General features: G+C 60.8%; 13 protein-coding genes. 5 read left to right on the top strand and 8 right to left on the bottom strand.

Going from position 1 to position 11,832, the window contains the following annotated elements; genetic code table 11:
* Positions 1-198: 198 nt before the first annotated feature.
* Together FHT29_RS15325 and FHT29_RS15330 are read right to left on the bottom strand one after the other, a co-directional pair.
* Positions 199-654, bottom strand: coding sequence for a cyclic nucleotide-binding domain-containing protein (locus FHT29_RS15325; protein ID WP_047553727.1), 456 nt, complete (start codon positions 652-654; stop codon positions 199-201).
* Positions 655-663: 9 nt separating this feature from the next.
* A complete protein-coding gene (locus FHT29_RS15330) occupies positions 664-1,347 on the bottom strand; it encodes a response regulator transcription factor (protein WP_034509100.1) in 684 nt (227 codons plus the stop codon).
* Between the two features lie 148 nt (positions 1,348-1,495).
* Between FHT29_RS15330 and FHT29_RS15335 the strand changes: the two genes are divergently transcribed.
* Positions 1,496-2,044 (top strand): L,D-transpeptidase family protein, encoded by a 549-nt coding sequence (locus tag FHT29_RS15335; RefSeq protein WP_037196895.1) that lies wholly within the window; start codon positions 1,496-1,498, stop codon positions 2,042-2,044.
* A 140-nt stretch (positions 2,045-2,184) separates the two neighbouring features.
* Positions 2,185-3,015: an aldo/keto reductase gene (locus FHT29_RS15340; protein ID WP_037196894.1), complete on the top strand. Its 831-nt coding sequence runs from the start codon at positions 2,185-2,187 to the stop codon at positions 3,013-3,015.
* 87 nt (positions 3,016-3,102) lie between these two features.
* Here the strand turns inward: FHT29_RS15340 and FHT29_RS15345 are convergent, their stop codons facing one another.
* Positions 3,103-4,563 (bottom strand): MFS transporter, encoded by a 1,461-nt coding sequence (locus FHT29_RS15345; RefSeq protein WP_210255462.1) that lies wholly within the window; start codon positions 4,561-4,563, stop codon positions 3,103-3,105.
* Positions 4,564-4,700: 137 nt separating this feature from the next.
* On the opposite strand from FHT29_RS15345, the gene FHT29_RS15350 reads away from it, so the two are divergent.
* On the top strand, positions 4,701-5,627 hold the full coding sequence (locus FHT29_RS15350) for a LysR family transcriptional regulator (RefSeq protein ID WP_092573167.1): 927 nt from the start codon (positions 4,701-4,703) through the stop codon (positions 5,625-5,627).
* On the opposite strand, the gene FHT29_RS15355 is transcribed toward FHT29_RS15350, so the two are convergent.
* Positions 5,604-6,092 (bottom strand): MarR family transcriptional regulator, encoded by a 489-nt coding sequence (locus FHT29_RS15355; protein ID WP_092573168.1) that lies wholly within the window; start codon positions 6,090-6,092, stop codon positions 5,604-5,606. The two genes, FHT29_RS15350 and FHT29_RS15355, sit on opposite strands and share 24 nt — an antisense overlap.
* Positions 6,093-6,175: 83 nt before the next feature.
* On the opposite strand from FHT29_RS15355, the gene FHT29_RS15360 reads away from it, so the two are divergent.
* Positions 6,176-7,078 carry an EamA family transporter gene (locus FHT29_RS15360; protein ID WP_092573169.1) on the top strand — a complete coding sequence of 301 codons (903 nt, stop codon included), beginning with the start codon at positions 6,176-6,178 and terminating at the stop codon, positions 7,076-7,078.
* Positions 7,079-7,162: 84 nt separating this feature from the next.
* Here FHT29_RS15360 and leuC read toward each other — a convergent pair whose 3' ends face one another.
* Together leuC and FHT29_RS34925 are read right to left on the bottom strand one after the other, a co-directional pair.
* Positions 7,163-8,572: a 3-isopropylmalate dehydratase large subunit gene (leuC, locus tag FHT29_RS15365; RefSeq protein ID WP_037196890.1), complete on the bottom strand. Its 1,410-nt coding sequence runs from the start codon at positions 8,570-8,572 to the stop codon at positions 7,163-7,165.
* Between the two features lie 69 nt (positions 8,573-8,641).
* The gene (locus FHT29_RS34925) at positions 8,642-8,764 is read right to left on the bottom strand and encodes a hypothetical protein (protein WP_280117190.1); all 123 of its coding nucleotides are present in this window, start codon (positions 8,762-8,764) and stop codon (positions 8,642-8,644) included.
* A 246-nt stretch (positions 8,765-9,010) separates the two neighbouring features.
* Here FHT29_RS34925 and FHT29_RS15370 point away from each other — a divergent pair, with 246 nt between their 5' ends.
* On the top strand, positions 9,011-9,901 hold the full coding sequence (locus tag FHT29_RS15370) for an SEL1-like repeat protein (protein ID WP_168599821.1): 891 nt from the start codon (positions 9,011-9,013) through the stop codon (positions 9,899-9,901).
* Between the two features lie 34 nt (positions 9,902-9,935).
* Here FHT29_RS15370 and FHT29_RS15375 read toward each other — a convergent pair whose 3' ends face one another.
* Both FHT29_RS15375 and FHT29_RS15380 read right to left on the bottom strand, forming a co-directional pair.
* On the bottom strand, positions 9,936-10,814 hold the full coding sequence (locus tag FHT29_RS15375) for an amino acid ABC transporter permease (protein ID WP_037196889.1): 879 nt from the start codon (positions 10,812-10,814) through the stop codon (positions 9,936-9,938).
* 34 nt (positions 10,815-10,848) lie between these two features.
* Complete coding sequence (locus tag FHT29_RS15380; protein WP_047637951.1) at positions 10,849-11,646, bottom strand: basic amino acid ABC transporter substrate-binding protein; 798 nt, start codon at positions 11,644-11,646, stop codon at positions 10,849-10,851.
* Between the last annotated feature and the right edge of the window lie 186 nt (positions 11,647-11,832).

Raw genomic sequence — 11,832 nt, forward strand, 5'->3', positions numbered from 1 at the left:
TTGTTTCTTTACGCGTTCCAGACGGAAAACCGCTTCGCACTTTTCCTGGAAATGCTCCAGAGTATATCGCGCAAAAGTGTGCGGCGGTTTTGCGATAACGGCATGCGAAAAACCAAGGGCCTAAAGCGCAAGGAGCGAACCTGAAAGATCGCGACGCGCTTTAGAATGATCTGGCTAAAACCGGATCGCCGCGCGGGGTCAGGAAAACCGGCCGAGAAGCGCGGCTGCCTGCCTGGCCAGTGTCGCGAAGTTCTCGCGGATCCTATTCTGGATCAGCAGGCCGGCATCGGGATATTCTTCGATCAGCCGGTGGAAGAGAGCGCGCGTGATGCGGATCACGTCGGACTCTTCGGCCGCGACGGCCGTATATTTCCGCTCCACCAGCGTCACCAGCGCCAGCTCCGAGAGCATGGTGCCGGCCTGTATCACCGCTTCCACCTGCTTCTCCCCGGCATTGTCTATGGTGCTGAGTTCGAAGCTGCCGCGCGCGACGACATAGGCGCATTCGGCCGGTGACTTCTCCCTGAACAGGGTCTGGCCTTCGGCCACGTGGCGGCGGTCGGCGCCGAAGGCAATCAGCCGCAGCGGCTCATCGCCCATGCCGTGAAACAGCGGCAGTTGCGACAGCAGGCGGATATCGTCGTTCAGCGCCATGTCTGTTCCCTAGGGGATGATCTTGTAGCCGCCGTTTTCCGTGACCAGGATTTCGGCGTTGGAGGGATCGCGTTCGATCTTCTGTCGAAGGCGATAGACGTGGGTTTCGAGCGTATGGGTGGTGACGCCGGAATTATAGCCCCATACCTCTTCGAGAAGGATATCGCGGGTTACGACCTTCTGGTCGGCGCGATAGAGGTAGCGGATGATGGCGGCTTCCTTCTCCGTAAGGCGGATCTTCTGCCCGTCTTCGGTGGTCAAAAGTTTCTGGCTCGGCTTGAACAGATAGCGGCCGACGGTGAAGGTCGCATCCTCGCTCTGCTCATGCTGGCGCAGCTGCGCCCGTATGCGGGCAAGCAGCACGGCGAAGCGGAAGGGCTTGGTCACGTAGTCGTTCGCGCCGGCTTCGAGGCCGAGGATGGTGTCGGAGTCCGTGTCGTGGCCCGTCAGCATGATGATCGGCGCCTTGAAGCCGTTCTTGCGCAGCAGCTTCACGGCTTCGCGGCCGTCCATGTCGGGCAGGCCGACATCCATGATCAGGAGATCGACAGGCACGGTACGCGCGGTCTGCACGCCTTTTCCGGCATTCACCTCCTGCAGAACGTTGAATTCCTCGTAAAGCGATAATTGCTCGACCAACATTTCGCGCAGGTCGTTGTCATCGTCCACCAGGAGAATGGTGCGTGCGGTCATGCCGTTCGGATCCTCGTTCTAATCCCTTCTAAGTCCTACGCCAAATTGCATTTTTAGCAAGTCGCGACGCGGCTCAGGCTTGGTGGTTTGGTTGAACCTGCTATGATTTCAAATGAAATCACGTGCAAAGCAAAAACATGTGAGGAAAATGGAAAAGACAAGGGCAGGGGCCAAGCGGGCCGCTTCCACGGTCGTCGTACGTCCTGCGCCGGGTAAGAAGACGCGTGCGCTGGTGCGGGTCGGACCGCTAACCGTGCCGGCGGCGATCGGCCGATCCGGGCGCAGCATTTTGAAGCGCGAGGGCGACGGCGCGACACCGATTGCCGATATGAAGCTGCTTTATGGCTTCACTCGCGGCGACCATGTTCGCTTCCTTCGCACCGCCCTGCCGATGCGGCGCATCGGCAGGGATATGCTCTGGTGCGATCAGCCTGACAATGCCAATTACAACAGGCTGGTGAAGGCTCCCTTCACGCCGAGCCACGAGGAAATGCGGCGAGGCGACGGCCTCTATGACATATGCCTGGTGCTTGATTGGAACATCCGCCCGCGACGGCGTCACCGTGGCTCGGCGATCTTCTTCCATCTGATCAAGCCCGGCTACGAGCCGACGGCCGGCTGTGTCGCGGTCAGCCTTCGCGACATGCGGCGCATACTTCCAGTGCTCCGAAAAGGTACGGTGCTTCGGGTTGTCTGAGATGTCGCTTGGGGTTAAAGTCCCAATATTCTCCACTATATAGATTTTCGACCGGCGCTTCCCGCGAGCCAGGCCGGAACCTTTTCTTTCCGGATTTGAATCACGCCTTCACCCCACCATCCATCATCTGGAGACTTATCGTGACCACGCAACCGACAATTACGTTCAACGACGGCAATTCCATTCCGCAGGTCGGCCTCGGTGTCTGGCAGACGCCCGAAAACGTTGCCCCGATGGCGGTCAGCACAGCCTTGAAAGCCGGCTATCGCCATGTCGATACCGCAGCCATCTATGCAAACGAAGATGGTGTCGGCGAAGGCATGCGCCAGTCCGGCGTCGCCCGCAAGGATATCTTCCTGACCACAAAGCTCTGGAACGAGGCCCAGGGTTTCGATTCCACACTCAAGGCCTTCGATGAAAGCCTGAAGCGGCTCGGTACCGACTATCTCGACCTCTATCTCATTCATTGGCCGTCGCCGCACCGCGACCGCTACCTCGACACCTGGAAGGCCTTCGTGCGCCTCAAGGAAGAAGGCCGCGCCCGCTCGATCGGCGTTTCCAACTTCGCTAAGGAACACCTCGACCGCATCATCGGCGAGACCGGCGTCACGCCCGTCCTCAACCAGATCGAGCTGCACCCGACCTTCCAGCAGAAGGCGCTGCGCGAAGTGCACGACAAGCTCGGCATCAAGACCGAGTCCTGGAGCCCGCTCGGCCAGGGCAAGCTCCTCACCAACGCCGCAATCGGCAAGGTCGCCGCCAAGCATGGCCGCACGCCGGCGCAGGTCATTATCCGCTGGCATATCGAAAACGGCCTGATCGTCATTCCGAAATCGGTCACGCCGAGCCGCATCGAGGAAAATCTCAAGGTTTTCGACTTCAAGCTCGACAGCGACGATCTGGCTGACATCGCCAAGCTCGATTCTGCCGGCGGCCGTATCGGCCCGGATCCAGTGACGGCAACGTTCTGATTCAACTCGCCGGATTGCATTGTACAGGAGGCTCGGAGTGAAAGCTCCGAGCCTCCCTTGTATCGAGCAGGCTGCATTGCCCCGGCGTCACGACGCCTGCTCGGAAAGTGCAGTGCGCTTCGCGATGGCGAAACCGGTAAGCGCGACGACGAGTGCTGCGACGATCAGCAGGGCGGCGATCGCGAAGGTGACCTGCATGCCCGTTGCAATGGCCTCGGGGCGGGCCGCGGTGATGCCTGTGGTTCCCGATGCCCGCGTGAAGACCGCGCCCATCACGGATGCGCCGGTGATCAGCCCGAGGTTTCGCGACAGGCTTAGCATGCCGGAGATGACGCCGCGTTGGTCCGGACGGATATTGGTCATGATCGTGGTGTTGTTGGCTGCCTGAAACAGGGCGTAGTTCGCCGTCACAAGGGCAAGCGGCCCGATATACCCGACGACACCGAACCTGCCCTGCATCGCTGCTACCAGGAACAGGCCGATGATCATGGCCACGAGGCCGGTGATGGTCATACGGTGAGCGCCGAAGCGATCGACGATGCGGCCGGCCGGCACGCCCGTCAGTGCCGCCACCAGCGGACCGGCGGACATCACGGCGCCGACATGGGCGGCATCGAGGCCGAGCGCGCGGGAGAGATAGAAGGGCCCGACCACCAGCGTCGCCATCATGACGGTCGAGACAAGGGTGCTCATGGCAAGGCCGACGCTCAGCGCCGAATCGCGGAACATCGTGAGGCGCACCAGGGGCGATTTCACTTTCGCCTCGGTAAAGGCGAAGAGCGCGGTGCCGAAGGCTGCGGCCAGCAGCAGGCCGATGTTCAGCATACCGAAGCTGCCATGCCCCATCGTCATGGCGAGCGCATAGGCGGCAAGCGTCAGGGCCAGCAACAGCGTGCCGATCGCATCCGGGCGTCCCTGGCCGACTTTTCGGTTGGGGCGGTCCACTGGCAGGAAGCGTGCGGCGAGAAGGAAATTCGCGATCCCGAGCGGCACATTGACCAGGAAGAGGGTTTCCCAGCCGAAGCCGGCAATCAGGACGCCGCCGAGCGACGGGCCGAGGGTGGTTCCGATGGCGGACATGGTGCCGAGCAGGCCCATGGCGCTGCCGGTCCTTTCCTTCGGGACTGTCTCGCCGACCATCGCCACCGTCAGCGCCATCATCATGGCGGCGCCGAGGCCCTGCAAGGCTCTGGCAGCGATCAGCAGCCACAGCGTCGGTGCTATCCCGCAGAAGAGCGAGGCGAGGGTGAAGAGGCCTATTCCGGCGAGCAGCAGTCGGCGGCGACCGACGATATCGCCCAGCCGCCCGACGCCGACGATCAGCGCGGTAATCGCGAGCAGATAAGCAAGCACGATCCACTGCACCTGCTGGAAGGAAGCGCCGAAAGCCTCTGCCAGCGTCGGCAGGCCGACATTGGCGATGCTGGTATCGAGCGAGGGCATCAGCATGGAGAGCGAGAGGCTGGCGAGCGCCCATCGGATCGAAGGTGTGGCTTTCGTCCGCCCGGCTTCGGTCTTGTCCGGTCTTTCAATAATTGGTTTCAACATGAGCTCCGTTTCTGGCGACGTTTGAGAAGTCCTGGCAGAAAGGTAGCTCTTTGCCTGATATGGCGGAACGCGCACCATTTGCATCTTATTCGTGCGTTTGACGCTATGCTTCGGCGAAATCGTGTTATGGTCGCGTCATGTCAACGCCCGATCTCAACCTGCTTGTCACTCTCGATGTCCTGCTTGCGGAAGGCAGTGTTGCGCGTGCAGCTCGCCGGTTGGGGCTGAGCCCGTCCGCCATGAGCCGGGCGCTGGCACGCCTGCGAGAGACGACGGGCGATCCGTTGCTGGTCAGGGCCGGCCGCGGGCTTGTGCCGACACCGCGGGCGCTGGAATTGCGCGAGAGCGTCGGCCGGCTCGTGCAGGAGGCGGAGGCGGCCTTGCGGCCATCCGAGACACTCAACCTGAAACAGCTCGTCCGGATTTTCACATTGCGCACCCGCGAGGGCTTTGTGGAGAATTTCGGCCCCGAGCTGATCGCTCGCATTGCGGAACAGGCGCCCGGCGTGCGGCTCTACTTCACCCAGAAGCTGGACAAGGACAGCACACCGCTGCGCGACGGTACGATCGATCTCGAGACCGGAGTCGTCGGCGACGATACCGGGCCGGAACTACGAGCGCAGGCCTTGTTCCGGGATCGCTTCATCGGCGTGGTGCGACGCGGCCACTCGCTGAGCGAGGGTGTGATGACGCCGGCGCGCTATGCCGCCGGCCAGCACATCCTCGTCTCCCGGCGCGGCTTGAAGAAGGGGGAGATTGATGAGGAGCTGGAAAGGCTGGGACTGGAGCGGCAGATCGCAACCATTGTCGGCAGCTTTTCGGCGGCGCTGGCTTTGGCCCGCGCTTCCGACCTGATCGTCAGCGTGCCGGAACGCTATACGGGCAACCTGCGCGTTGACATGCATAGTTTCGCGCTGCCGGTGCCGACGTCGGATGTGGCGATCTCGCTGCTCTGGCATCCGCGGCTGGACGCCGATCCGGCGCATCGCTGGCTGCGCGGCTGCATTCGCGATGTTTGCGCGGAGCGGCGTGCGGACCTGTCAGCGAGATTCGAAGCTGGCTAAATAATTGCGCAGCAAGCCGTCGAGGGCAGCTCTTTCCTCTTGCGAGAGGGCGGAAACAAGCCGAGCCTGCGTTTCGACATGCGCCGTCACGGCCGCGTCGATGAGCCTGAAACCTTCCGGGGTCAGGGAAATCAGGAAGCTTCGGCCATCATTCGGGTTCTGGCTGCGGGCGACGAGACCGGCCTTTTCGAGCTGATCGATGCGGTTGGTCATCGTGCCCGATGTCACCATCATCGTATCCATCAGGTCGCTGGGGGAGAGGGTGTAGGGCTCGCCCGAGCGGCGCAGGGTTGCCAGCATATCGAAATTTGCCGCGTTCAGATCGAAGCGCGCAAAGGTCTTCTCCATTTCGCGTGAGAGATGGAGCGTGAGGTTGCGCATGCGCCCGAACAGGCCCATTGCCGTCGTGTCGAGATCGGGCCGCTCGCGGCGCCACTGGTCAAGAATTTTATCGATGCGATCCATGTCGGGATATCGCCACCAATTTATCTTGACGTCAAGATATTTCAGTTTATCTTGAGGTCAAGATAAATTTTGGGGCCAAGGCCATGAGCCGCAATGTCGACCTTCTGCTGACAGCCATCGCGCCGGCGATCTGGGGCAGCACCTATCTGGTGACGACGCAGCTCTTGCCTGCCGGCTATCCGCTGACGGTCGCAACGCTGCGTGCCCTGCCTGCCGGGCTGCTGCTGCTCCTTATCGTGCGGCGGCTGCCGCACGGGATCTGGTGGATCAAGTCCCTTGTTCTCGGGGCACTCAATTTCTCGATCTTCTGGTGGCTGCTGTTCATTTCGGCCTATCGGCTGCCCGGCGGCGTGGCCGCTACGGTCGGTGCCGTCCAGCCGCTGATCGTCATCGTGCTGGCGCGACTGCTGCTCGGCTCGCCGATCCGCAGCCTTTCGATCATCGCCGCGATCGCCGGCATCGGCGGTGTCGCCCTGCTGATCCTCACGCCGAAGGCAACGCTCGATCCCATCGGTATTGCCGCCGGCGTCGCCGGCGCCTTCTCCATGGCTGGTGGAACCGTGCTCAGCCGCCGCTGGCGGCCGGATGTCTCGCCGCTCACCTTCACGGCGTGGCAGCTGACCGCGGGCGGTGCGTTGCTCCTGCCGTTCGCCCTCTTGCTCGAGCCACCGCTTCCGCATCTAACCGGGGCCAATATTATCGGCTTTGCCTATCTCGGGCTGATCGGCGCAGCACTCACCTATATTCTCTGGTTTCGCGGCCTCTCGCGGCTTGAGCCATCGGTGGTTTCGCCGCTCGGCTTCTTGAGCCCGACGACTGCTGTGATCTTGGGATGGTGGGTGCTCGGCCAGCAACTGAGCCCGATGCAGATCTTCGGCATCGTCGTGGTGCTCGGCAGTGTCTGGCTCAGCCAGCGGGCGCAGCAAGGTCAGCCGGCGGTTCAAGCCCCTTCTCCCCGAGCGAGAGAAGGGTTTTTCGTGCAGTGACTTCATTTCCCATGCAATTGCCTTACCCACAAACAAAAAGGGCGGCCGTTCGGGCCGCCCTTTGCTATTCATGCTTTAAGCGGATCAGTTCCACTCGCGGATATCGACGAAGTGGCCCGCGATCGCGGCAGCTGCGGCCATGGCCGGCGAGACCAAGTGCGTGCGGCCCTTGAAGCCCTGACGGCCTTCGAAGTTGCGGTTCGACGTCGATGCGCAGCGCTCGCCCGGCTTCAGGCGGTCGTCGTTCATGGCAAGGCACATGGAACAGCCGGGCTCGCGCCAGTCGAAGCCGGCGGCCTTGAAGATCTTGTCGAGGCCTTCGGCTTCCGCCTGCTCCTTCACGAGGCCGGAGCCCGGAACGATCATGGCGTCGACGGTGGAAGCCACCGTCTTGCCTTCGACGACCTTGGCGACGGCGCGCAGGTCTTCGATGCGGCCGTTGGTGCAGGAGCCGATGAAGACGCGATCGACGTTGATATCGGTCATCTTCGTGCCCGGCTTCAGGCCCATATAGTCGAGGGCGCGCCACTTGGAGGTGCGCTTGTTCTCGTCCTGGATCTCGTCCGGGTTCGGGACGATGCCCTGGACGGAGACGACGTCTTCCGGCGAGGAGCCCCAGGAGACGATCGGCGGCAGGGCAGCGGCATTAAGCGTGACGATGCGGTCGTAATGCGCACCTTCATCCGATGTCAGCGTCTTCCAGTAGGCGATCGCCTGTTCCAGCGCTTCGCCCTTCGGCGCGCGCGGCTTGCCCTTGATGTATTCGAAGGTGATCTCGTCCGGCGCGATCAGGCCGGCGCGGGCGCCGCCTTCGATCGACATGTTGCAGATGGTCATGCGGCCTTCCATCGACAGCGCGCGAATGGCTTCGCCGGCATATTCGATGACGTAGCCGGTACCGCCGGCGGTGCCGATCTCGCCGATGATGGCGAGAATGATGTCCTTGGCGGTGACGCCTGGTGGCAGCTGGCCATCGACCTGCACCAGCATGTTCTTGGCCTTCTTCTGGATCAGCGTCTGCGTGGCGAGCACATGCTCGACCTCGGAGGTGCCGATGCCGTGCGCGAGCGAGCCGAAGGCACCATGCGTCGACGTGTGGCTATCGCCGCAGACGATGGTCATGCCGGGCAAAGTGAAGCCCTGCTCGGGGCCGATGATGTGGACGATGCCCTGGCGCTTGTCGTTTTCGGAGTAGTATTCCACGCCGAATTCGGCGGCGTTCTTGGCAAGCGCCTCGACCTGGATGCGGCTTTCCTCGTTCTTGATGCCGAGGTGGCGATCGGGCGAGGTCGGAACGTTGTGGTCGACGACAGCAAGCGTCTTTTGCGGCGCGTGGACCTTGCGACCTGTCATGCGCAGGCCTTCGAATGCCTGTGGCGATGTCACCTCGTGAACGAGATGGCGGTCGATGTAGAGAAGACAGGTGCCGTCGTCTTGGGCGTCGACGAGATGATCATCCCAGATTTTGTCGTAAAGTGTGCGTGGAGCGCTCATGGCTACAGATCCATATTGGCAGTGTCGAAAAAGGGGGTGACGGATCAGGACCGCCGGCCTCGGGTGTGATCAGCGAAGTCGGCTGTTGAGCGCGCCCGAAATCATCGCAAAGAAGCGTGCCGGCAGGCGCTTATGGTCCTGCAGCACGAAAGCCGTGACGTATCGTCCGTCTTTGCTCATGATCTTACTCATGTCCATGCTCATATCAATTTTCAAAACCTTCGGCAATGGCGAGCGTTCCGGGGGGTGGTTAATCGCGCCAGATTAACAGAAGCCAAAACTACCGCGGCCGCAACCACATCTGCATAGCCGAATTGCCAAGGCTAAAATCTGTCAGTTAAACCTATCACCAAACCTCACTTGCATTTTTCAAAGCTGCGGATCAGATTGCATTTCCGTCTGAAATAAAAAAGCAAAGATATATATGCGGACAATGCTATGTACGTCTTAATGAAAGGCTGCGGCATTCTTGTTGGCTTATCTCTATTTTTCACGGTTTCGACCGTTTTTATCCCGTCCACAATTCAGACGAAGGCATATGCCGACGAAGGGTTGGATCTATATAATGCGGGAGATTACCAACGCGCGCTGGCGTATTGGCAGCCCTTGGCTGAGCGTGGGGATCCTCAAGCCGAGTTTGGTTTGGGGCTGCTTTATGAAGCCGGGCAAGGCGTTGCGCAAAACTTCGATACGGCCCAACGATGGTATCGAAAGGCGGCAGAGCAAGGCTTGTCTGACGCACAAAACGCATTAGGGGCTATGTACGATGTTGGTCGGGGGTTTGCCAAGGATGATGTGCAAGCCACGGAGTGGTATCGCAACGCGGCGGAGCAAGGAAATGTCCGCGCAGAAGTTAATTTGAGCAATATGTACCGATTCGGGCGTGGCGTTCCTCGCGACATAAACCTTGCTATCGCTTGGCTTCAAAAGGCGTCCGACGCTGGTAACCCCGCTGCTCAATCCAATTTGGGCGGTATCTATATTTCAGAGGATGGGGTCAAAGATTATTCCAAAGCGGCAATTCTGTTTCAAAAGTCTGCAGATCAAGGTGACCCAGGAGGGCAAAATGGTCTCGGCATCATGTGCTTTCTTGGGTTGAACAGACCAATAGATCTTGCGTGTGCCGCAAATTGGTATCGTAAAGCGGCGGGGCAGGGTAACCCATCAGCGGAGGTTAATCTTGGTAGCGCCTATTATAATGGCTCCGGGATCGAAAAGGATATCAGCCTGGCGATATTCTGGTATCGAAAAGCCGCGGAACAAGGAAACGTCCGGGCGCAAGAATATCTCCAATACATAGCTGAGCATCGACCTATCCTCAAGGGATAGGTCATAAGGGTGAATGGCAATCAAATCGCAACGATCACACCTGCGCTCCTGGCGGCTGGCCCGCCGCCAGACGGGGGAAGGCGGAGCGGTCGCTGCCGGAGCGCCGGCGCATCCAGGCTTCGAGTTGCCTGAGCAGCAGCGACAGGCTGATCGTCAGCAGCAGGTAGATGAAGGCGAGGATCGACAGCGTTTCGAAATAGCGAAAATTGGCCGAGTAATAGAGCTTGGCGAGCTGGCTGATATCGGCAACACCGAGGACCGAAACCAGCGAGCTGTCCTTCACCATGGCGATGAAATCGTTCGACAGCGGCGGCAGGATGACGCGGATCGCCTGGGGAAAGACGACGAGGCGGAAGCGCTGGAAGCGGCTGAGGCCGAGCGCCTTTGCCGCTTCGATCTGGCCCTGGTCCACCGCCTGGATGCCGGCGCGGAAGATTTCGGCGATGAAGGAGGAATAGGCGATGGTCAGCGCGATGATCGTGCGCCAGACGAAGGGCACGTCGCGGGTGACGAGCGGGCTTGCCCAGCCGGCGGAGATCAATGGCGAGACGACGCAATTATAGACGGCGACAAAGGCCGGCGTTCCGACGAATGCGATGTAGGAAAGCAGCACCAGTATCGGGATGCCGCGCACGATCTCGATATAGAAGCGGGCGACCTGCCTGAGCACGATGAAGTCCGACAGGCCGAGCAAAGCGAGCCCGAGACCGAAGAGCATGGCGAGCGTGAAGGCCACCAGCGTCACGAAGATCGTGACGCCGACGCCATTGAGCAGAAGGGAGAAGATCTGGGCGTAGAGGCCGTTCGCCGCGATTGCGATGGAGACGACGATGCCGAGAACGGCGAGTGCGACCAACCACCAGGGAAAGTCATCCTTGCCTTGGTGCCCGCCCGGGCCTGCGAGCAGGGCCATCAGAGCGGGCTTCCCATATGTCGATCCGGGGAGTTCATTGGCCCATCTTGTAATCGAGGAACCACTTCTTGTTCAGCGCCTCGAGCGTGCCGTCAGCCTTCAGGCTGGCAATGGCGGCATTGACCGGAGCGACGAGATCGGAGCCCTTCTGGAAGATGAAGCCGAAATCCTCGGAGCCGAGCGGGCCGCCGATCAGCTTCAGGCCGCCGTTGGAGGCATCGACATAGCCCTTGCCGGCGGTGCCGTCGGTCAGCACCAGATCGACGTCGCCGGTCTTCAGTGCCTGTACGGTCGCGCCGAAGGTTTCGAAGGTCTTGATGCGCGGGTTCTGCTCGTTGCCGTCGAGAACTTCGTAGACTGCGGTGTAGAAGGGGGTCGTGCCCGGCTGCGCGCCGATCAGGCCTTCCTTGAGGGCGGCGAAGCTCTTGGCGTCGGTGAAGCGCTTCTCGTCGCCACGCACCAGCATGAACTGCTCGGAGCGCATGTAGGGATCGGAGAAGTCGACCTTCTGCTTGCGGTCTTCCTTGATGGTAATGCCGGTCATGCCGATGTTGTACTGGCCTTCCGAGACGGCCTGGATCATCGCGTCCCAGCTGGTGTTCTGGTACTCGACCTTGAAGTTCAAACGCTTGGCGATTTCGTTCATCGCGTCATATTCCCAGCCGATCGCCTTGCCGGATTTGGCATCGACGAATTGCAGCGGCGGGTAGGCGTTCTCAGTGACGACGACGACAGTCTTGCCTTTGAGATCAGGCAGGTCGGCGGCGAAGGACGCGAAAGGTGCAAGCACGAGGGCGCTGAGGCCCAGAAGGAACGAGCGACGGAATGCCATGGAAATCTCCCCGATTAGCGCGCGGAAAAGTGTCATATTTGGAAAGCAGATGGCAAGGCCGTTGCCATGGCCGCGAGCGCAAAAGCGGAAAAGTAACTCTAAAATAAGCGGTTCGCGGCGGAATTTTCTTTCTGCCAAGCTGTCTTCGGCAGGCAGCAAAAAGGCGACCCGAAGGCCGCCTTTAAG

The sequence above is a fragment of the Rhizobium sp. SG741 genome, from assembly GCF_012275435.1.
Classification (GTDB): Bacteria; Pseudomonadota; Alphaproteobacteria; order Rhizobiales; family Rhizobiaceae; genus Rhizobium; species Rhizobium lusitanum.

What these genes read in the sequence shown, in the direction of transcription:
- FHT29_RS15360 (WP_092573169.1), top strand. Translation starts at nt 6,176, where the DNA reads ATGAGCCGCAATGTCGACCTTCTGCTGACAGCCATCGCGCCGGCGATC.
- FHT29_RS15350 (WP_092573167.1), top strand. Translation starts at nt 4,701, where the DNA reads ATGTCAACGCCCGATCTCAACCTGCTTGTCACTCTCGATGTCCTGCTT.
- FHT29_RS15335 (WP_037196895.1), top strand. Translation starts at nt 1,496, where the DNA reads ATGGAAAAGACAAGGGCAGGGGCCAAGCGGGCCGCTTCCACGGTCGTC.
- FHT29_RS15325 (WP_047553727.1), bottom strand. Translation starts at nt 654, where the DNA reads ATGGCGCTGAACGACGATATCCGCCTGCTGTCGCAACTGCCGCTGTTT.
- leuC (WP_037196890.1), bottom strand. Translation starts at nt 8,572, where the DNA reads ATGAGCGCTCCACGCACACTTTACGACAAAATCTGGGATGATCATCTC.
- FHT29_RS15375 (WP_037196889.1), bottom strand. Translation starts at nt 10,814, where the DNA reads ATGGCCCTGCTCGCAGGCCCGGGCGGGCACCAAGGCAAGGATGACTTT.
- FHT29_RS15330 (WP_034509100.1), bottom strand. Translation starts at nt 1,347, where the DNA reads ATGACCGCACGCACCATTCTCCTGGTGGACGATGACAACGACCTGCGC.
- FHT29_RS15370 (WP_168599821.1), top strand. Translation starts at nt 9,011, where the DNA reads ATGTACGTCTTAATGAAAGGCTGCGGCATTCTTGTTGGCTTATCTCTA.
- FHT29_RS34925 (WP_280117190.1), bottom strand. Translation starts at nt 8,764, where the DNA reads ATGAGTAAGATCATGAGCAAAGACGGACGATACGTCACGGCTTTCGTG.
- FHT29_RS15345 (WP_210255462.1), bottom strand. Translation starts at nt 4,563, where the DNA reads ATGTTGAAACCAATTATTGAAAGACCGGACAAGACCGAAGCCGGGCGG.
- FHT29_RS15380 (WP_047637951.1), bottom strand. Translation starts at nt 11,646, where the DNA reads ATGGCATTCCGTCGCTCGTTCCTTCTGGGCCTCAGCGCCCTCGTGCTT.
- FHT29_RS15355 (WP_092573168.1), bottom strand. Translation starts at nt 6,092, where the DNA reads ATGGATCGCATCGATAAAATTCTTGACCAGTGGCGCCGCGAGCGGCCC.